The organism is Phenylobacterium sp. (assembly GCF_025351295.1).
Taxonomy (GTDB): domain Bacteria; phylum Pseudomonadota; class Alphaproteobacteria; order Caulobacterales; family Caulobacteraceae; genus Phenylobacterium.
The window spans coordinates 13,949-31,846 of sequence record NZ_JANXWD010000057.1; the positions used below are offsets into that span (position 1 = coordinate 13,949).

The 17,898-nt window shown below is 69.7% G+C and carries 20 protein-coding genes and 1 riboswitch; of the genes, 12 read left to right on the forward strand and 8 right to left on the reverse strand.

All coding sequences use genetic code 11. The features are described 5' to 3' along the window. Window positions 1-49 precede the first annotated feature (49 nt). Window positions 50-1,882: a transglycosylase domain-containing protein gene (locus tag Q0R13_RS08670; protein ID WP_293902489.1), complete on the reverse strand. Its 1,833-nt coding sequence runs from the start codon at window positions 1,880-1,882 to the stop codon at window positions 50-52. 261 nt (window positions 1,883-2,143) lie between these two features. On the opposite strand from Q0R13_RS08670, the gene pyk reads away from it, so the two are divergent. Next, the gene (pyk, locus tag Q0R13_RS08675; protein ID WP_293902544.1) at window positions 2,144-3,559 is read left to right on the forward strand and encodes a pyruvate kinase; all 1,416 of its coding nucleotides are present in this window, start codon (window positions 2,144-2,146) and stop codon (window positions 3,557-3,559) included. On the opposite strand, the gene Q0R13_RS08680 is transcribed toward pyk, so the two are convergent. The 4 genes from Q0R13_RS08680 to Q0R13_RS08695 form a co-directional block, all read right to left on the reverse strand. Next, window positions 3,556-4,521 carry an IS481 family transposase gene (locus Q0R13_RS08680; protein WP_293902492.1) on the reverse strand — a complete coding sequence of 322 codons (966 nt, stop codon included), beginning with the start codon at window positions 4,519-4,521 and terminating at the stop codon, window positions 3,556-3,558. The two genes, pyk and Q0R13_RS08680, sit on opposite strands and share 4 nt — an antisense overlap. Before the next feature lie 67 nt (window positions 4,522-4,588). Next, complete coding sequence (locus tag Q0R13_RS08685) at window positions 4,589-6,634, reverse strand: NAD(+) synthase (protein WP_293902495.1); 2,046 nt, start codon at window positions 6,632-6,634, stop codon at window positions 4,589-4,591. A gap of 371 nt (window positions 6,635-7,005) precedes the next feature. Next, entirely contained in the window at window positions 7,006-7,434 is a 429-nt protein-coding gene (dksA, locus tag Q0R13_RS08690; protein ID WP_293902497.1) for an RNA polymerase-binding protein DksA, read from the reverse strand. 92 nt (window positions 7,435-7,526) lie between these two features. Beyond that, window positions 7,527-7,955, reverse strand: a complete 429-nt coding sequence (locus Q0R13_RS08695) for a flagellar assembly protein FliX (protein WP_293902500.1) — start codon at window positions 7,953-7,955, stop codon at window positions 7,527-7,529. A gap of 191 nt (window positions 7,956-8,146) precedes the next feature. On the opposite strand from Q0R13_RS08695, the gene Q0R13_RS08700 reads away from it, so the two are divergent. From Q0R13_RS08700 to Q0R13_RS08745, 10 genes are all read left to right on the forward strand, one after another. Next, on the forward strand, window positions 8,147-9,262 hold the full coding sequence (locus Q0R13_RS08700) for a flagellar basal body P-ring protein FlgI (protein WP_293902503.1): 1,116 nt from the start codon (window positions 8,147-8,149) through the stop codon (window positions 9,260-9,262). Beyond that, window positions 9,262-9,576 (forward strand): rod-binding protein, encoded by a 315-nt coding sequence (locus Q0R13_RS08705; protein WP_293902506.1) that lies wholly within the window; start codon window positions 9,262-9,264, stop codon window positions 9,574-9,576. The genes Q0R13_RS08700 and Q0R13_RS08705 overlap by 1 nt, the downstream gene beginning before the upstream one ends. Next, window positions 9,576-10,019, forward strand: a complete 444-nt coding sequence (locus Q0R13_RS08710) for a flagellar basal body protein (RefSeq protein ID WP_293902509.1) — start codon at window positions 9,576-9,578, stop codon at window positions 10,017-10,019. The genes Q0R13_RS08705 and Q0R13_RS08710 overlap by 1 nt, the downstream gene beginning before the upstream one ends. A gap of 641 nt (window positions 10,020-10,660) precedes the next feature. Then, a riboswitch (FMN riboswitch) is annotated at window positions 10,661-10,835 on the forward strand. An 85-nt stretch (window positions 10,836-10,920) separates the two neighbouring features. After that, the gene (locus Q0R13_RS08715) at window positions 10,921-11,424 is read left to right on the forward strand and encodes a 6,7-dimethyl-8-ribityllumazine synthase (RefSeq protein ID WP_293902511.1); all 504 of its coding nucleotides are present in this window, start codon (window positions 10,921-10,923) and stop codon (window positions 11,422-11,424) included. Next, window positions 11,424-11,849, forward strand: a complete 426-nt coding sequence (locus Q0R13_RS08720) for a PaaI family thioesterase (protein WP_293902514.1) — start codon at window positions 11,424-11,426, stop codon at window positions 11,847-11,849. Before Q0R13_RS08715 ends, Q0R13_RS08720 begins: the two co-directional genes overlap by 1 nt. Further along, window positions 11,846-12,136, forward strand: a complete 291-nt coding sequence (locus Q0R13_RS08725; protein WP_293902517.1) for a DUF1330 domain-containing protein — start codon at window positions 11,846-11,848, stop codon at window positions 12,134-12,136. Before Q0R13_RS08720 ends, Q0R13_RS08725 begins: the two co-directional genes overlap by 4 nt. A 328-nt stretch (window positions 12,137-12,464) precedes the next feature. Beyond that, window positions 12,465-13,154 carry a 2OG-Fe(II) oxygenase gene (locus Q0R13_RS08730; protein ID WP_293902520.1) on the forward strand — a complete coding sequence of 230 codons (690 nt, stop codon included), beginning with the start codon at window positions 12,465-12,467 and terminating at the stop codon, window positions 13,152-13,154. 81 nt (window positions 13,155-13,235) lie between these two features. Further along, window positions 13,236-13,706, forward strand: coding sequence for a DUF1203 domain-containing protein (locus tag Q0R13_RS08735; protein WP_293902523.1), 471 nt, complete (start codon window positions 13,236-13,238; stop codon window positions 13,704-13,706). A gap of 78 nt (window positions 13,707-13,784) precedes the next feature. Further along, window positions 13,785-14,141 (forward strand): hypothetical protein, encoded by a 357-nt coding sequence (locus tag Q0R13_RS08740; RefSeq protein ID WP_293902526.1) that lies wholly within the window; start codon window positions 13,785-13,787, stop codon window positions 14,139-14,141. Window positions 14,142-14,222: 81 nt separating this feature from the next. Further along, the gene (locus tag Q0R13_RS08745) at window positions 14,223-16,205 is read left to right on the forward strand and encodes an oligopeptide transporter, OPT family (RefSeq protein WP_293902529.1); all 1,983 of its coding nucleotides are present in this window, start codon (window positions 14,223-14,225) and stop codon (window positions 16,203-16,205) included. 1 nt (window position 16,206) lies between these two features. Here Q0R13_RS08745 and mazF read toward each other — a convergent pair whose 3' ends face one another. From mazF to Q0R13_RS08760, 3 genes are all read right to left on the reverse strand, one after another. Continuing rightward, window positions 16,207-16,539 (reverse strand): endoribonuclease MazF, encoded by a 333-nt coding sequence (gene mazF / locus Q0R13_RS08750; RefSeq protein ID WP_293902532.1) that lies wholly within the window; start codon window positions 16,537-16,539, stop codon window positions 16,207-16,209. Beyond that, window positions 16,539-16,781, reverse strand: coding sequence for an AbrB/MazE/SpoVT family DNA-binding domain-containing protein (locus tag Q0R13_RS08755; RefSeq protein ID WP_293902535.1), 243 nt, complete (start codon window positions 16,779-16,781; stop codon window positions 16,539-16,541). Before Q0R13_RS08755 ends, mazF begins: the two co-directional genes overlap by 1 nt. 129 nt (window positions 16,782-16,910) lie before the next feature. Continuing rightward, entirely contained in the window at window positions 16,911-17,252 is a 342-nt protein-coding gene (locus tag Q0R13_RS08760; RefSeq protein WP_293902538.1) for a type II toxin-antitoxin system HicB family antitoxin, read from the reverse strand. A gap of 466 nt (window positions 17,253-17,718) precedes the next feature. Here Q0R13_RS08760 and Q0R13_RS08765 point away from each other — a divergent pair. Beyond that, on the forward strand, window positions 17,719-17,898 hold a 180-nt coding region (locus tag Q0R13_RS08765), incomplete at its 3' end, for an ATP-binding cassette domain-containing protein (RefSeq protein ID WP_293902541.1).

A 17,898-nucleotide genomic window follows, 5' to 3' on the forward strand; every position in this document is an offset into this window, starting at 1 on the left:
CATGACCCTGCGTTACGCGCCAAGCCTTGAGACTCCGTAGCCTGCCTCTCTAGTTGACGGGCGGCGGGGCCGGCGGTTGCGATGTTGCCTGGGCGGCGACCACCACCGGTGTGACGCCCAGCGGCGGCGGCGGACCCGGCGGGATCGGCTGTGCCGGCGTCCGCTTCAGCGCCGTGGTCATGAAGGCCTTCCACATCTCCGCCGGGGCCGTGCCGCCGGTGATCCGGCCCATCGGCCTGGCGTCGTCGCGGCCCATCCAGGCGCAGCTCGCGAACCCCCCGGTGAAGCCGCAGAACCAGGCGTCCTTGTAGTCCGAGGTGGTCCCCGTCTTGCCGGCCAGGTCATAGCCCTTGACCGCCGCCCGTGCGCCGGTGCCTGAGGCCATGACGGTGCGCAGCATCTGGTTCAGCTCGCTGAGCGGCGGGTTGGCGATGGCCGGCGCCGGTGCGGGCGACCGCTTCTGGTAGATCACCGTCCCGCCCGCGCGGATCCGCTCGATCCCATAAGGCTGCACCCGGTTCCCACCGTTGCCGAAGGCGGCGTACGCCGCAGTCATCTCCAGCGGTGTGACCAGGGTGGTGCCCAGCGCCATCGCCGGATCGGTGTTGATCGCCGAGACGATGCCGACCCGGTGCGCCGTGGCCGCGACGGTGGGCCGGCCCACCTCGTCGGCCAGCCGCGCCGCCACCGTGTTGATCGACTTGGCCAGCGCGGTCTCCAGGGTGATGGGCCCCAGGAACCCGTCCTCGTAGTTGCGCGGCGTCCAGCCGGCGATGGTCACCGGCTCGTCGGTCACCGGGGTGTCCGGGACGCGGCCCTGCTCCAGGGCGGTCAGGTAGACGAACGGCTTCCAGGCCGATCCGGCCTGCCGGTGCGCCAGGACCGCGCGGTTGTACGGCGCGCTCGCATAGTCGGTCCCGCCGACCAGGGTCCGCACCCGCCCCACGCCGTCGATGGCCACGATGGCAGCCTGGTCGGTGGCCTGCGCCCGGTGGGCCTCGACCACCGAGCGGGCGGCGATCCCGGCCGCGGTCTCCATGCCCTGGTCCAGGGTGGTCTCCACCGTAAGGTCGCGGGTCAGCTTGGGGACCATCTGGCGGACCTGGCCGTCGACCCAGTCGACGAAGTACTGCGACGGGCCGATGGCGGCGGTCTTCCAGACCTTGGGATCCTGGCCCACGGCCTTGTCCCGCTGGGCCCGGGTGATCGCGCCGGTCTCGACCATGGCGTCCAGCACCAGCGTCGCGCGCTCGGCGCAGTGCTCGGGCTGGTCGACCGGATTGTAGTTGGTCGGCGACTTCAGGATGCCGGCCAGCATGGCGGCCTCCTTGATCGTCAGCTTCGCCGCCGGCTTGTTGAAATAGCGCTGCGCGGCGGCCTCCAGCCCATAGGCCCCGGCGCCGAAATAGGCCCGGCTCAGATACATGCCCAGGATCTGCGGCTTGGAATAGGCCTGCTCCAGCTCGATGGCATAGACCAGCTCGGTCGCCTTGCGCTCCAGGGTCCGGTCCTGGTTGAGGAACAGCAGGCGCGCCGTCTGCTGGGTGATGGTCGAGGCGCCCTGGGTGGGATGGCCGGCGGCCAGGCCGTCGACGATGGCGCGGGCGATGCCGCGCGGGTCGAAGCCGGTGTGCTCGTAGAACCGCCGGTCCTCGATGGAGACGCAGGCGGCGGGCACATAGGCCGGCAGCTTCGGAACCTCCACCGGCGGGGCGAACCGGCCGCCGCGCACGCCGATGGTGGCGCCGGCGCGGTCCAGGTAGGTGATCTGGGCCTCGCGCTGGATGGCGGGAAGGCGCGGCAGTTCCGGCGCCTGGGCCGCCAGGGCCATGGCCGCCAGCGAGTGGGCGGCCAGGGAATGGGCGGCGGCTAGGGCGATCAAGGCTCGGGACTCCTGGGATGACGCCCCCCGCGCGTCGTCCGATGGCGCTATCTGTCCCGCGTCGCGCCCGGGGCCAAGATAATTCGCGGTAATCCGGCCCCCTGCACCAACTCTCCACATCCGCTCGACGGGATCGCCACGGGCGGCGAAACCGTGCAGGTTCCTGCGTCGTGCGCTTGCCGCCACCGCGTCGGGACGCCAAACCTAGCTCGTCCGGGATCCCAGCCGGGCACAGAGGAGACCGCCCGCGTGGCTGAAGCGATCCGGCGCCGGCGTCGGGTGAAGATCGTCGCCACCATCGGCCCGGCCTCCTCGAGCCCCGAGCGGGTGGAGGAGCTGTTCCGCGCCGGCGCGGACGTCTTTCGCCTGAACTTCAGCCACGGGACCCAGGACGACCACGCCGCCGTGGTCGACCGGATCCGCAAGACCGAGCGCAAGACCGGCCGGCCGATCGGCATCCTCGCGGACCTGCAGGGCCCGAAGCTGCGGGTTGGCCGCTTCGCCGCCGGCCATGTGATGCTGCAATGGGGCCGAACCCTGCGCCTGGACCTGCAGGCCACGCCCGGCGACAGCCAGCGGGTGCAGCTGCCGCATCCGGAGATCATGGCCGCGGCCGGGCCCGGCTCGTTCCTGCTGCTGGACGACGGCCGCATCCGCCTGGAGGTGACCCGCCAGACGCCGGAGTGGCTGGAGACCCGGGTGATCGTCGGCGGCCGGCTGTCGGACCACAAGGGCGTCAACGTGCCGGGCCTGACCCTGCCGATCCCCGCCCTGACCGCCAAGGACCGCGACGACCTGGCCTTCGCCCTGGCGCATGGCGCGGACTACATCGGCCTGTCGTTCGTGCAGCGGCCGGAGGACGTGGCGCAGGCGCGCGAGCTGGTCGGCGACCGGGCCTTCATCCTGTCGAAGATCGAGAAGCCCAGCGCGCTCACCTGCATCGACGAGATCCTGCGGCTGTCGGACGCCATCATGGTCGCGCGCGGCGACCTGGGCGTGGAGACCCCGGCCGAGGACGTGCCGCTGGTGCAGAAGCGGCTGATCCGCGCCGCCCACCGGTTCGGCAAGCCGGTGATCGTCGCCACCCAGATGATGGAGAGCATGATCGAGAACCCGACGCCGACCCGCGCCGAGGCCTCCGATGTGGCCACCGCGGTGTTCGACGGGGCCGACGCGGTGATGCTCTCGGCGGAATCGGCGGCCGGCAAATATCCGGTCGAGGCCGTGCGGATGATGGACCGCATCATCGCCCGCACCGAGGACGACGACGAGCTGCGCGCCGCTCGCGCCCGCCAGCGCCCGACGCCGGAGAAGTCCTCGGCCGACGCCATCTGCGCCGCGGCCGGCCAGGTGGCGACCATCATCGAGGCCAAGGCGATCGCCGCCTTCTCGCTGACCGGCGCCACCGCTATGCGCATCGCCCGCGAGCGGCCCGACGTGCCGATCCTCGGCCTGACGCCCAGCGTGGAGACCGCGCGGCGCCTGGCCTTGGTCTGGGGCGTCCACGCGCTGACCTCAGAGGTCACCCACACCATGACCGAGACCGTGGCCCAGGCCGCGTCGCTGGCCCTGAAGAGCGGCTTCGCCAAGCGCCGCGACGAGATCGTGGTGATCGCCGGCGTGCCGTTCGGGCGGACCGGGGGCACGAATTCTCTGCGGGTGGCTCAGGTCACCTAGGTGTTTGGTCCCGAGGTCAAGTGGACGGGGTCGAGCCTGAAGCGATCAGGCTCGTCAGCCCAGGCCTTGCAGATAGCTTCGTAGGGTGTGAGGCCGCGTAGGGTCTTGAGCCGCCGGGCGAAGTTGTAGGCATCCAAGAAGGCGGCGAGATGATCCTCGAGCTGCTGGTGAGTGTCGTAGTGGTATCGTCGGACGGTGGCTTCCTTGAGGGTCCGGTTCATCCGTTCGACCTGGCCATTGGTCCAAGGGTGGTTGGGCTTGGTCAGCCGATGCTCGATGCCGTGCTCCTGGCAGGCTCGATCGAAGGGGTGGCCGCGCCATCTGGCCGAAGGGCCATCGCGGTTCTTCGGTAGATCGGCAAACTGGATGCCGTTGTCCGTCAGCACGGTGTGGATCTGGTAGGGGACAGCCGCGACGAGCTCATCGACGAAGGCTCTGGCCGCCAGGCCGGTCGCACGCTTCACCAGCCGAGCGAAGGCGTGCTTCGAGGTCCGATCCACGGCCACGAGGAGGTAGAGCTTGCCTTCCTCGGTACGCACCTCGGCGAAGTCGATGTGGAAGTAGCCGAGCGGGTAGCGCTTGAAAGCCTTCTTCGAGGTCTTGTCGCCCGCGATCTCGGGCAGCCGGCTGATGCCGTGCCGCTGGAAGCAGCGGTGCAGGGCTGAGCGGGTGAGGTGCGGGATCGTCGCCTGGAGCGCATACAGGCAGTCGTCCAGCGGCAGCAGCGTATGCTTGCGGAAGGCTACCGCCACAGCTTCCTCCTCGGCCGTCAGCACGGTGGACCTGGGCGCCTTGGGACCCATGGCCGCGTCGTGGAGGAAGCTCCGCTTCTTCCACTTGGCGACGGTCTTGCGGTTGAGGCCGTATCTGGCGGCTAGCTCTTTGAGCGGAGCCTTCGATCGCTGTATCGCCGCTCGGACGGCGTGCGTGGTCGTGGCGCTGCCGTGGAGTATCTGGCCCATAGCTCCTCCCGATGTGCGCACTCAGCTAACCTGAGTCCCCCACACAGCGGGACCAAACACCTAGTCTCTACGGCACATTGGCTTCCAGTTCGTCCAGCCAGACGCGGGCCGTGCCGTCGCTGGGGGCGCGCCAGTCGCCGCGGGGGGAGAGGGCGCCGCCGGAGATCACCTTGGGGCCGTTGGGCATGGCCGAACGCTTGAACTGGCTGATCTCGAAGAAGCGGAACAGGAACAGGCCCAGCCACTTCTTGATGGTCGCCAGGTCGTAGGCGTTGCGGGCCTCGTCGGGGAAGTTCTGCGGCCACTCGCCCTCCCCCACATCGCGCCAGGCGTGCCAGGCCAGGAACGCCACCTTCGACGGCCGCAGCCCGAAGCGGGTGATGTGGAACAGGTTGAAGTCCTGCAGCTCATAGGGCCCGACCTTGGCCTGGGTGCTCTGGATGGCCCCGGTGGCGTCGGCCGGCACCAGTTCCGGCGAGATCTCGGTGCCCAGGATCGACAGCAGGGTGGCGTGCGCGCCCTCGTCGAAGGTGTCGCTCTTCACCACCCAGCGGATCAGGTGCTGGATCAGGGTCTTCGCCACGCCGCCGTTGACGTTGTAGTGGCTCATCTGGTCGCCGACGCCATAGGTGCACCAGCCCAGCGCCAGCTCCGACAGGTCGCCGGTGCCCAGCACGAAGCCGTTCCGCTGGTTGGCCAGCCGGAACAGGTAGTCGGTGCGCAGGCCCGCCTGCACGTTCTCGAAGGTGATGTCATAGACCGGCTCGCCGTTGGCGAACGGGTGGCCGATCTCCTGCAGCATCAGCCGCGCGGTCGGCCGGATGTCGATCTCCTGGCCGGTGATGCCCAGGCCGCGCATCAGGGCCCAGGCGTTCTGCTTGGTGCCCTCGCTGGTGGCGAAGCCCGGCAGGGTGAAGCCCAGGATGTTCTCGCGCGGCAGCCCAACCGCGTCGAACGCCTTGGCCGCCACGATCAGGGCGTGGGTCGAATCCAGGCCGCCCGATATGCCGATGACGATGTGCTGGGTTTTTGTCGACTGGATGCGCTTGGTCAGGCCCTGAACCTGGATGTTGAAGGCCTCATAGCAGTCCTTGTCGAGCCGCGCCGGGTCGTCGGGCACGAAGGGGAAGCGATCCAGCGGCCGGATCAGGCCGACGTCCTCGAACGTCGGCTGGTGCTCGAACCGCACCCGGCGGAAGGTCCGCTCCGGATGGCCGGCGGCCACGGCGGCGTCGTTGAAGGTGGGCGTGCGCATGCGCTCCAGGCGCAGGCGCTCCACATCGATGTCGGCGATCACCAGCTGCGAGGCGGTGGGGAAGCGCTCGGTCTGGGCCAGCCGGCGGCCCAGCTCATGGATCGACGCCTGCCCGTCCCAGGCGAGGTCGGTGGTGCTCTCCCCCGGCCCCGCCGCGGAATAGAGATAGGCCGCCGAGCAGCGCATGGACTGCGATGCGCACAGCATCTCGCGGTCGTCGGCCTTGCCCACCACGATGTTGGAGGCCGACAGGTTGCAGAGGATCAGGGCCCCGGCCAGGGCGCCGGCTGTCGAGGGCGGCTGCGGCGCCCAGAAGTCCTCGCAGATCTCCAGGTGGAAGACGAAGTCGGCCAGGTCGCTGGCGGCGAACAGCAGGTCCGTGCCGAAAGGTACGGTCTGGCCGCCCAGCTCCATCTGCAGGCCGATGACGCCGGCGCCCGGCGCGAACCAGCGTTTCTCGTAATATTCCCGATAGTTGGGCAAGAAACTCTTTGGCACCGCGCCCAGGATCCGGCCGCGCGAGATCGCCACCGCGCAGTTGTAGAGCCGCCCGTTGTGGACCAGCGGCGCGCCGACGATCAGCACCGGCTTCAGCGTCGCCGAGGCCTTGGCCAGGGCCACGATCTCCGCCTCCACGCGCTGGGTCAGGGCGTCCTGCAGGAACAGGTCGTCGATGGCGTAGGCCGACAGGCCCAGTTCCGGGAACAGCACCAGGTCACAGCTGCTGGCGTCGGCCTCGTGGGCCAGCCGCAGGGTCTCGGCGGCGTTGAAGCCGGGATCGCCCGGGCGGACCGACGGCGTGCAGACGGCGGCCCGCACGAAGCCGTGCGCATGGATCGAGTGGAACGCCTTGGTCACCGTCAGCTCCGGTCCGGAGTAATACTCAGTTTGAGCATATATAGCGCAGCCTTACGGAATCGCCAACGCCGCGCCCTGCCTCCCCTTTATGGGGCGGGGCAGACCGACGCCAGTCGGTCGGGGTGGGGCCGGTGGGTCGGGGTGGGGAATGCGTGGAGCCGAGGGAACGGGCGCCGAGCGGAATGGAGCGCTCCCCCGCGCTATTCTCCCTACGGGTGTCATCCCGGTTTCGCCGCAGGCGAAGACCGGGACCCACGACCGGTCGCGGCGGCAGGGCGGTCGCGAACTGCCGAGCCTGATCGTGGGTCCCGGTCTTTGGCTGTGCCAAAACCGGGATGACACCTGCAGGCCCATAAAGGGGAGGGAGACGCTCAGTCGTCGCGGTGGACGCGCTCGCGGCGCTCGTGGCGTTCCTGGGCTTCCAGGCTGAGGGTGGCGATCGGACGGGCGTCCAGACGCGCCAGGCCGATGGGCTCGCCGGTCTCCTCGCAGTAGCCATACGAGTTGTCTTCGATGCGCCGCAGCGCCTCGTCGATCTTCGAGATCAGCTTGCGTTGGCGGTCGCGCGTACGGAGTTCAAGAGCCCGATCAGTCTCCGACGACGCCCGGTCGGCGATGTCAGGATGATTTTCAGTCTCTTTCTGGAGGTGGGACAAGGTTTCACGAGATTCGCGAAGAATGTCTTCTTTCCACGCGTTGAGCTTCTGCTTGAAATAGTCAAGCTGACGCTCGCTCATGAACTCCTCGTCCTCGGAAGGACGGTACTTGACGCCTTCAGCCAGAACGGTGGCTGTCTTCATGAAAACCTCACGCCCCTAGGAACCCTGAGACACGCGGCGGCTGTATAGCAAAACAAACCAGGGTTTCAACGCATCCTGATCGTTGGATCGATTCAGGCCGCATTTCGAGCCACGTCCAGCTTCGCCAATTCCACCGCCGCGCGGGTCTCGATCTCGTCCAGCAGGGCCTCGAGCCTGGGGTCCTCGGTGGCCGCCCGCTGCTCGCGGACCGCGCGCGCCAGCCGGTCCAGCTGGCGCGGATCCAGGTCCCCGCCCAGCAGGGCGATCTTCAGCGCGTCCAGTTCGTCCAGCAGCCGCCCCGCGCGGTTCACCGAGCGGCGCTTGCGCTCGGTGGCCGATTCCACGTCCTGCAGGGCCAGCAGCGCCTCGACGCCCATCACCCCGCTGACCCCGGACGCCCCCGACACCGCGGGCGCCGCGGCCGGAGCCGGGGCGCCGACGATGCGGAAGCCGCCCGCCCCGCCCGCCCCGCGCGCGGGGCGTGACGCCTGCGACGGACCGCCTGTTCCGGTGACTTTCATGGAATTGGACGCCTGGCCTTCTACACTGGCGGACAGTGTTGCCGGGCAAGCTTGCAGCATGGTTAACGGTCGGCGCTTTCTGCCTAGCACGAACTTGCCGCCCCCGATGTATCTACACTGATTTTATTTGCCTTTTCGACTGGCACAGATCTCGCGAGCGGGCTCACCAACCCTCGCGCCCAAAGGTCCTGATGCGTCCGCTCCAGATCCTCTCCGCCCTGCTCCTCGCCGCCGGCGTCATCCTGACGCTCGGCGCCGGCCCGGCGACGGCCAAGTCGCGCATCAAGGACATCGTCGAGTTCGAGGGCGTTCGCGAGAACCAGCTGATCGGCTATGGCATCGTCGTCGGGCTGAACGGCACGGGCGACGCGCTGCGCAACGCGCCCTTCACCAAGCAGAGCCTCGAGGCGATGCTGGAGCGGCTGGGCGTCAACGTCCGCGACGCCAACCTCAACACCAAGAACGTGGCCGCGGTGATGGTCACCGCCAAGCTGCCGGCCTTCGCCGCGCCCGGCGCGCAGATCGACGCCACCGTCTCGGCCCTGGGCGACGCCAAGAGCCTGCTGGGCGGCACCCTGCTGGTGACCCCGCTGCTGGGGGCCGACGGCCAGGCCTATGCGGTGGCGCAAGGCACCGTGCAGACCGGCTCGGTCAGCGCCGGCGGCGCGTCCGGCTCCACGGTCCTCAAGGGCGTCCCCACGGCCGGCCGGATCGCCGGGGGGGCCAGCGTCGAGCGCGAGGTCAACTTCCAGCTCGCCGCCATGAGCCAGATGCGGCTGACGCTGCGCAATCCCGATTTCACCACCTCCCACCGGATCGCAGATGCGGTGAACATCGCCTATCCGGGAACGGCGATGTCGATGAATCCGACGATCGTCACCATCCGCCCGCCCGCCGGCCAGGACATGGCCAGCTTCCTGACCCAGGTCGAGAACCTGCCGGTGGAGCCCGACTCGGCGGCCAAGGTGGTCATCGACGAGGTGGCCGGCATCATCGTGATGGGCGACGCGGTCCGCATCTCCACCGTCGCCATCCAGCAGGGCAACCTGACCATCACCGTGCGCGAGCAGCCGGCGGTGAGCCAGCCCGGCCCCTTCTCCAAGGGCTCGACCCAGGTCGTGCCGCAGAGCGACATCTCGGTGGACGAGGAGAAGGGCAAGCAGTTCCTGACGCTCCGGACCGGCGCGCAGCTCTCCACCCTGGTGGCCGGCCTGAACGCCCTGGGGGTCACCCCGCGCGACATGATCTCCATTCTGCAGACCATCAAGGCCGCCGGCGCCCTGCAGGCCGAAATCGAGGTGATGTGATGAACGGCCTGCTTTCCCCCGCCAGCCTCTCCCCCAGCCTGCTGACGCCCAACTCGACCACCACGGTCACCGACCTGGCCAAGTCGAAGTCCAAGGACGCGGCCCAGAAGTTCGAGGCCCAGTTCCTGTCCTCGATGTTCCAGTCGATGTTCTCCGGCCTGAAGACCGACGGCCCGTTCGGCGGCGGCCAGGGCGAGGAGATGTTCCGCTCGGTGATGACCGAGGCCATGGGCAAGCAAGTCGCCAAAGCCGGCGGCATCGGCATTTCCGACACCATCCAGCGCGAGATCCTGAAGATGCAGGGGCTGACCTGATGGCGCTGTCCGCGACCGACGCCGCCGACCGCGTCGAACAGCTGGTCATGCTGACCGAGCGCCTGACCGAGCTGATCGCCGACCAGGCCCAGGCCTTCGAGCAGCGCCGGCCGCGCGACGCCGCCGCCATGCTGGAGGAGGTCTCGCGGCTGGCCAACCTCTACCGCCACGAGAGCGCCCGGGTGCGCGCCGACCTGAGCATGATCGCCGCCGCGCCGCCGGAGGCCCGTACCCGGCTGGTGCGCGCCACCGAGGCCTTCGACGCCGTCCTCGCCCGCCAGGGCCGCGCCATCGAGGCCGCCCGCACGGTCACCGAGGGCCTGGTCAAGTGCATCGCCGACGAGGTCGCCGCCCAGCGCACCCAGGGCTCCACCTATGGCGCCACCGGCCGCCAGGCGCCCGGCGCCTCGGCCACCGCGATCACCCTGAACAAGCGGGCTTAGCCGCCCGAAACGCCTTCCCGGCCGCGCGATTTCGGGTCACACTGTTCTGTGGACACGAGCGGGATGGCCTATGGACGACGCTGAAGCCACCGCCATCGTCAGGGGCGTGCAACAAGCCTTCGAGGCCGCCTGGCGCGCCGGCGATGGTCAGGCGTGCGCCGACCTCTGTGCGCTGGACGAACGGCGACCTTCGAGACCCGCCGGGCGCGCTTCCTGACGGAAGACGTCATCCTGTCCCAAATGGACGCGGCGGTTCAGATCCCCACTGGACCGCGCCAGGGCGTGACGCCCGGCGTCGTGACGATGGTCCTGCACCGGACCGCGGACGGGTGGCTGATCGCGGCCTTTCACAACACCCCTCGGGAGCCTCCGCCGACCTGAGGCGCCCCCGCCCTAGGGTCCGTATTCACGACCGCTCATCCAGGCGAAGGCCGGGATCCAGATGGAATGGCTCAGAAGTGGGCTCCAGGCGCGCTGAGCCCGTCCAACCCGCGTCCCAGCTATCGGATCTGGGTCCCGGCCTTCGCCTGGATGAGCGGGGTTCAGGTGAGTGGATCGTCGCCGGTCACGATCGCATTCAAACGCTTGTTTGCCGCCGCCCACGCGGTTATCGTCGCGACGCCGCCGGAGGCTCCGGCGGCCTACGTTCTCAGGGCGGGGTGCAACTCCCCACCGGCGGTAATGTCCTCCGAAGCTTCGGCGAAGGCGGAACGAGCCCGCGGGCGCTTTCCGGTCCCAGCGATGGAGCCGGCAAGGACGAGCAGACACCGGTGCGATCCCGGGGCCGACGGTCATAGTCCGGTTATGAGAACGGTCGAGCACGCTGGAGGCGGGAAACCGTCTGCTCGCGCCCGGCCTGCCCCTGAGTCGTGGTCCTTTGAACCCGGTCAGGGAGAAGACCATGACCCAAGCTACCGCGTTGCAAGAGTACCCCACCGCCACCGGCGCGTTCCGCGCCGCGCGGATCGCCTTCGTCCATTCGCTGTGGCACGGCGACATCGTCCGCGAGGCCTACACGGGCTTCATGGAGGAGATCGTCAGGCTGGGCTTCCCGCCGCAGGCCATCGAGCGGTTCGAGACCCCCGGCGCCTTCGAGATCCCGCTGCATGCCCAGACCCTGGCGCGCACCGGCCGCTATGCCGCCATCGTGGCCTGCGGCTTCGTGGTCGACGGCGGCGTCTATCGCCACGAGTTCGTCGCCGAGACGGTGATCCGGGCGCTGATGCAGGTGCAGCTCTCGACGGAGACGCCGGTGTTTTCGGTGGTGCTGACGCCACACCACTTCCATGAGCACGACGTCCACCGGGGCTTCTTCCACGCCCACTTCCGGGTGAAGGGCGCCGAGGCCGCCCAGGCCTGTCACGGCACACTGGAAAGCCTGGCGCGGCTGGCGGGGGCGGCGTGATGGGGGCCGTCCTCGACGTCCCCGCTGGCTTTCAGCCGCACGACCGCAAGAGCCCGCTCACCGAGCCCTGGGAGCCGCTCTACCGGCGACACTCCGGCGACGCGGTGATCCTCGGCCTGCGCGCCGGCCTGGCCCACACCAACAGCCGCGGCTTCGTCCATGGCGGGCTGATCAGCGCGCTCGCCGACAACGCCATGGGCCTGTCGTGCGCCCGCAGGCTGGGCGACGGCGCCAGCCTGGTGACCGTCAACCTGACGCTCGACTTCCTCGGCTCGGCCCTGACCGGCCAGTGGCTGGAGTTCGACACGGTGTTCGTCAAGCCGGGCGGCACGCTATGCTTCACCCAGGCCTTCGTCACCGCCGACGGCCAGCCCTGCGCCCGGGCCAATGCGGTGTTTCGCGTCGTCAGGAGGGCTGCCGCATGACCGTCTACATCGTAGGACACCTCGCGATCCGCGACCGCGAACGCTACGCCCAGTACGAAGCCGGGTTCATGCCGGTGCTCCAGCAGTACGGCGGCCGGCTCGTGGCGGTGAACGACGCGCCGGCGGTCCTGGAGGGGGTGGCGGATGGGCGGCGGCTGGTGATCCTGTCGTTCGAGGACCAGGCGGCCGCGCTGACCTGGGTACGCTCGCCGGAATACCGGGCGATCGCGAAACACCGGCACGCGGCGTCGGAGGCCTTCATCCTGATGACCGAGGGCTTCGCCTAGCCAAGCGCGATCTGGCTGTCGACGCCCGCAGCGGCCCGGAAATCCCGGTCGCGGCGGGCGTCTCGGCAGCGGCATTGCAGAACAGGAATCGGGCCAGGGCGGTGCGGGCGGCGTTCCCGCCCGCTATCGGGTTCAGCTGCCGAAAGGCCTCGAGAACGGTGGCGTGCTCCCCCAGCCGCGCGGTCTGCTGGTCGAGGAAGGCCGCTCTCATGCCGAACCCGGTTCGCGCAATCCTGTCGCCGGAGGGAAGGTCTTGGCCTCGGCGGCTTTCGGACCCGGCGTCCCCTCGCGCCTTGCGCTGCGGCCTCCCAACCGCGATCTCACCCGCATGGACGATCTCCGCTGGCCCGACCTCGCCCGTGACCTGGACACCTACGGCTGCGCGCTCATCCCGGGCTTGCTCTCGCCGCACGGCTGCGCTGAGATCGCCGGCTGGTACGACGACGCAGCGCGGTTTCGCGCCACCGTGGTGATGGTCCGCCACGGCTTCGGGCGCGGCGAGTACCGCTACTTCGCCTATCCCCTGCCCGAGCCGGTCGCCGGCCTGCGCGCCGCGCTCTATCCGCCGCTGGCCGAGATCACCAACCGCTGGAACCAGGTCCTGGGCGAGGCCGCCCGATTCCCCGCCGACCACGCCCAATTCCTCGATCGCTGCCACGCCGCCGGCCAGACGCGGCCGACGCCGCTGCTGCTGCGCTACGGCCCCGGCGACTACAACTGCCTGCACCAGGATCTCTACGGCGAGCACGTCTTCCCGCTGCAGGTCGCCGTCCTGCTCAGCGAGCCCGGCCGCGACTTCGAGGGCGGTGAGTTCGTGCTGACCGAACAGCGCCCGCGCATGCAGTCCCGTGTCGAGGTGGTCCCGCTGCGCCAGGGCGACGCCGTGGTCTTCCCGGTCCGCTATCGGCCGGTCCAGGGCGGCCGGGGCGCCTATCGCGTCGCCCTGCGTCACGGAGTCAGCCGACTGCGCGCCGGGCGGCGCCACACCCTGGGGATCATCTTCCACGACGCCCAATAGCGGCTTTCGGACATGTGTTGGGATCGCCACATTGGCCTGGCGCGCCGGCGATCCGATCTTACCGGCCACAGGAGACACCCCATGTCCTTCGTCGTCACCGGCCTGCCGATCGCGCCTTTCCAGCCCCTGTTCGCCCTCTCCGACGCGGCCCTCGCCGAACGCCGAATCGTGCGGCGGACCGTCGATGCGCCGCTGGGCTTTCCCTGCCGGGTGACCCTGGAGGACGCGCCGGTCGGCGAGACGGTGCTGCTGCTGAACTACGAGCACCAGCCGGCCGACACCCCGTTCCGCGCCCGCCACGCGATCTACGTCCGCGAGGGCGACCACCCGACCCGCCGCGACGTGGACGCGATCCCGCCGGCCCTGGCGGTGCGCCCGCACATCTCGCTGCGCGCCTTCACCAGCGAGGGGATGATGGTCGCGGCCGAGGTGGCGCCAGGCTCCGATCTGCCGCCGGCGATCGACCGGATGCTGGCGCGGCCGGACGTGGCCTACCTGCACGCGCACTACGCCGGCATGGGCTGCTACGCCGCGCGGATCGACCGGGCGTGAGGCTGGGGCGACCTGCGCCTTAGCAACCAATGCGGTCGGGGCGGGTTCTGGCGTGCGGTCCCCTGCTGGAGCGCCATCGTGTCCCGCCCGCTGTCGTTCCTCGTTCTCGCCGCCCTGGCCGGAGCTCCGGTTCCCGCCCTGGCCCAGACCTGGCCCGCCGCCGCCATCACCACCGCCAGCGTCCAGGGCCTGGGCCCGGCCAGCCGCGCCTTCGCCCTCAACGACCGCGCGCCGGCCCGGGCCTGGCGCGCCGCGCAGGGCGTGGCCGCGCCGGCCCGGGTTCCTGAGCCGCCGGCTCCGAAGCTGCGGGGCCTGACGATGCAGGACCGCTACGACGACTCCCAGATCGACATCCGCGCCAAGGACACCTGGCACGACGACGAGCAGGGCTTCCGCCTCGACTGGACCAACGTCGTCTACAAGCACCGCTTCTGATCGCCCGCTTGGCCGCACGCCCAAGTCACGCTCTAACAGCGCGGGGGGCCAAGCCCCCTCCGGGGTGACGGAGTTCAAGCGATGACGGCGGCAGTGACGGCGGGCTCGACCAAGCGGGTGGAGCTGACGGTCCGGGGTGTGATCCTGGGCATCCTGATCACCCTCGTGTTCACCGCCGCCAACGTCTACCTGGGCCTGAAGGTCGGCCTGACCGTCGCCACTTCGATCCCCGCCGCGATCATCTCCATGGCGGTGCTGCGGCTGTTCAAGGACGCCACCATCTGGGAGAACAACATCGTCCAGACGGTGGCCTCGGCGGCCGGGGCGATGGCCAGCGTGATCTTCGTGCTGCCCGGCCTGGTGATCGTCGGCGCCTGGACCGGCTTCCCCTTCTGGACCACCTTCCTGCTCTGCGCGATCGGCGGCGTGCTGGGGGTGATGTACACCGTGCCGCTGCGGCGCGCCTTGGTCACCCAGTCGGACCTGCCCTACCCCGAAGGCGTCGCCGCCGCCGAGGTGCTGAAGGTCGGCTCCGGCATGCGCGGCGACACGCCCGAGGCCGCCGCCGACAGCCGGCGTGGCCTGACCGCCATCGTGCTGGGGACCGCCGCATCCGCCCTCTACGCCGCCGCGGTCGGCACGCGGGCGCTGGCGGGCGAGGTCGCCGGCTACTTCCGGTTCGGCGCGGGCGGAGCGACCGGCATCGGGGCGTCGATGTCCCTGGCGCTGCTGGGCGCGGGACACCTGATGGGGATCGCGGTCGGCCTGGCGATGCTGACCGGGCTGATCCTGTCCTGGGGCGTGCTGGTGCCGGTGCTGACCACGATGTATCCGGACATGGCCGCCAGCGCGTCGGACGCGGCGCACGCTATCTGGACCGGCAAGGTGCGGTTCATCGGCGCCGGGGCCATCGGCATCTCGGCGATCTGGACGCTGGCCAAGCTGGCCGGGCCGGTCTGGGGCGGGCTGGCGACCGCCATCGCCGCCCAGGGCAAGCGCTCGACCGGCGGCGGCGCGGCGCTGGAGCGCGCCGAACAGGACATCCCCATCGGCGTCGTCGCCCTGGTCTCGGCCGGGTGCCTCGTGCCCATCGGCTTCGTCATCGCCCACTTCCTGCAGGGCGGACCGCTGGCGCCGCTGACCCTGCCGCTGACCGCCGCGGCCCTGGCCTATATCGCCGTGGCCGGGTTCGCCATCGCCGGGGTCTGCGGCTACATGGCCGGGCTGGCCGGGTCCTCGAACAGCCCGGTCTCCGGCCTCGCCATCCTGGCGGTGTTGGGCGCGGCGCTGATCGTGGGCGCCATCGGGGCCGGCGCGGCCATGGGCGACCCCAAGCCGCTGGTCGCCTTCGCGCTGCTGGTCACCGGCGTGCTGCTGGCCGTGGCCGTCAGCGCCAACGACAACCTGCAGGACCTCAAGACCGGCCAGCTGGTCGACGCCACGCCCTGGCGCCAGCAGGCGGCCCTGGTGGTCGGCGTGATCGCAGGCTCGGCGATGATCGCGCCGGTGCTGGAGCTGCTGAACCGCTCCAACGGCTTCGCCGGCTCGCCCATGCACGGGATCTCCGGCGACCCCCTGCCCGCCCCCCAGGCCACCCTGATCTCCACCATCGCCAAGGGCGTGGTCGGAGGCCAGCTCGACTGGGGACTGATCGGCATCGGCGTCGTGGTCGGGATGGGCCTGATCGCCATCGATGAGGCCCTGCGGCGGACGAAGCGCTACAGCCTGCCGCCGCTGGGCGTCGGCATGGCCATCTACCTGCCTGCCACCCTGACCCTGCCGGTGGTGATCGGCGCGGTCGCCGGCTGGCTCTACAACCGCCGTGTCGCCCGCCACCCCGACGGCGAGGCCGCCCAGCGCCTGGGCGTGCTGGTGGTCTCCGGCCTGATCGTCGGCGAGAGCCTGTTCAACGTGGCGCTGTCGGGGCTGATCGTGCTGACCAACAAGGGCGCGCCCCTGGGGCTGTTCCCGGAGGACTTTGCCTTCGGGTCGGTGCTGGCCGTTGCGGCGTATCTGGCGGTCGGCGCCGGGCTGTACGCCTGGGCGGGGCGGCGGAGGGCGTGAATTAGAGCCGCAGGAGCGCTTTGATCTTGGCCTGCACCTCAGCCAGGACATTCGCCGGAACAGCGCCCTTGCGAACGGCGCCTCGGGCGCGCCAATCCAGGCTCTTGAGTTGATCGGCCAGCAACACGCTTGGCGGGGTCCGGCTGACGACCACCTCGAAGATATAGCCCTTGATGCGGGACGCCATCGGACAGCAGATCATCATCCCGCGAAGGGCATTGTAGCGCGAAGGCGACAGTACCAGCGCGGGGCGGTGTCCGGCCTGCACATGCCCGGCCTGCGGGTCGAACTGCAGCCAAACCACGTCGCCCGCCTCGGGCACATAGTCCGGCACTACCAGGCTTCCCGCCCGATTGGCGGCCCAAAATCCACCTCGTCATGGAATGTCTCGGGAGTCATCCGGTCGAGCATCCGATCAAGGTCCAAGGCCGGCGTCAGGATCGGCTCAATGATGATCCGGCCGCCCTCTTCCTGAACGTCGACGGCCTGATCGAGGTGAAGGTCCGCCGCGGCCATGACCGATGCCGGAATCCTGACCGAGGCGCTATTGCCCCATTTCTTGACCTGCACCTTCATGGCGACCTCCTGCGCGTCGACACTTGGAAATCTGCGCGTACAGTTGGCGTGTTTCGACATATGTCGATACACATAGGCGGTGGGGTCCCAGCAGGAATGTGGTCGGGATTGCGCCGTCCGGGCCTGCTGTCACTTCGCCCGTTTGCCGACCGCCTCCGCCAGCACGCTGGTCACCAGCATGTTGAGCGACACGCCCTCCAACGCAGCCCGGATCTTCAGCTTCTCATGCAGGCTCCGAGGCACGCGCTGACGCCATTGGCCCAGGGCCGCCGGACCGGGCACGTCGCGTCCCAGCTGCCGGGCGGCGTCCTTCCACTCGGCGATCGCTTTCTCGACGTCGGCCAGCGCGGCCTCCCGGGTCTCGCCGTCTCCCATGCACCCGGGCAGGGCCGGCACGGACGCCAGCCAGCCGCCACCATCGGCGTCGGCCAACGGCTCCACCATGATCGCGTAATCAGTCTGCTTCGCCATCGCCTCGCCTTTCGATCATCGCCAGCAGTTGGCGAATGTAGACCGGCTTGATCGGTCGCCTGGCCGGGATGGTCGGATCGTCTCCTCGCCCGGCGCCGTGAGCTTCCAGTGCGAGCCGCCACCGGATGGAGGCAGGCACGACCAGCCGAGGCTGGCGCAGAGCCGGGCGATGTCGCCGATGGTCCAGTCTCCCGCGGGATTCTGGCGCATCTGGGCCAACAGCTTGTCAGCCTTGGTCATAACCTATGATACCGCATACGGGATCAAATCCAAGCCTATGAGACCGTTCTTCTCGCGGCCGGAGACCTTCCCTTCTGCCAGCGTGGTGTCAGCAGCCCTAGCGCGCACGATGCCGCAGCGGCTTTGTTCGTGATCCGTTCCTGTGTTATCCCTGAGTCTCGTCACCTACATTAGGCGGTCTCGCGGAAGGGCCCTTTCGCGGGCCCACCCTCGCTTGCGGGACAGTATGGCCGACCAGCAGAATCTCATCCGTGTCCGCGGCGCGCGCGAGCACAATCTGAAGAACGTCAGCGTCGACATCCCGCGCGGCGAACTCGTCGTGCTGACGGGGCTGTCGGGGTCCGGGAAGAGCTCGCTGGCCTTCGACACGATCTACGCCGAGGGCCAGCGGCGCTATGTCGAGAGC

Excerpts from the sequence above, each read along its gene's own strand:
- Q0R13_RS08705 (WP_293902506.1), top strand. The coding sequence starts at position 9,262 with ATGAACGGCCTGCTTTCCCCCGCCAGCCTCTCCCCCAGCCTGCTGACG.
- Q0R13_RS08745 (WP_293902529.1), top strand. The coding sequence starts at position 14,223 with ATGACGGCGGCAGTGACGGCGGGCTCGACCAAGCGGGTGGAGCTGACG.
- dksA (WP_293902497.1), bottom strand. The coding sequence starts at position 7,434 with ATGAAGACAGCCACCGTTCTGGCTGAAGGCGTCAAGTACCGTCCTTCC.
- Q0R13_RS08735 (WP_293902523.1), top strand. The coding sequence starts at position 13,236 with ATGTCCTTCGTCGTCACCGGCCTGCCGATCGCGCCTTTCCAGCCCCTG.
- Q0R13_RS08725 (WP_293902517.1), top strand. The coding sequence starts at position 11,846 with ATGACCGTCTACATCGTAGGACACCTCGCGATCCGCGACCGCGAACGC.
- Q0R13_RS08695 (WP_293902500.1), bottom strand. The coding sequence starts at position 7,955 with ATGAAAGTCACCGGAACAGGCGGTCCGTCGCAGGCGTCACGCCCCGCG.
- Q0R13_RS08760 (WP_293902538.1), bottom strand. The coding sequence starts at position 17,252 with ATGGCGAAGCAGACTGATTACGCGATCATGGTGGAGCCGTTGGCCGAC.
- Q0R13_RS08730 (WP_293902520.1), top strand. The coding sequence starts at position 12,465 with ATGGACGATCTCCGCTGGCCCGACCTCGCCCGTGACCTGGACACCTAC.
- Q0R13_RS08755 (WP_293902535.1), bottom strand. The coding sequence starts at position 16,781 with ATGAAGGTGCAGGTCAAGAAATGGGGCAATAGCGCCTCGGTCAGGATT.
- Q0R13_RS08680 (WP_293902492.1), bottom strand. The coding sequence starts at position 4,521 with ATGGGCCAGATACTCCACGGCAGCGCCACGACCACGCACGCCGTCCGA.
- Q0R13_RS08710 (WP_293902509.1), top strand. The coding sequence starts at position 9,576 with ATGGCGCTGTCCGCGACCGACGCCGCCGACCGCGTCGAACAGCTGGTC.
- Q0R13_RS08700 (WP_293902503.1), top strand. The coding sequence starts at position 8,147 with ATGCGTCCGCTCCAGATCCTCTCCGCCCTGCTCCTCGCCGCCGGCGTC.
- Q0R13_RS08715 (WP_293902511.1), top strand. The coding sequence starts at position 10,921 with ATGACCCAAGCTACCGCGTTGCAAGAGTACCCCACCGCCACCGGCGCG.
- Q0R13_RS08720 (WP_293902514.1), top strand. The coding sequence starts at position 11,424 with ATGGGGGCCGTCCTCGACGTCCCCGCTGGCTTTCAGCCGCACGACCGC.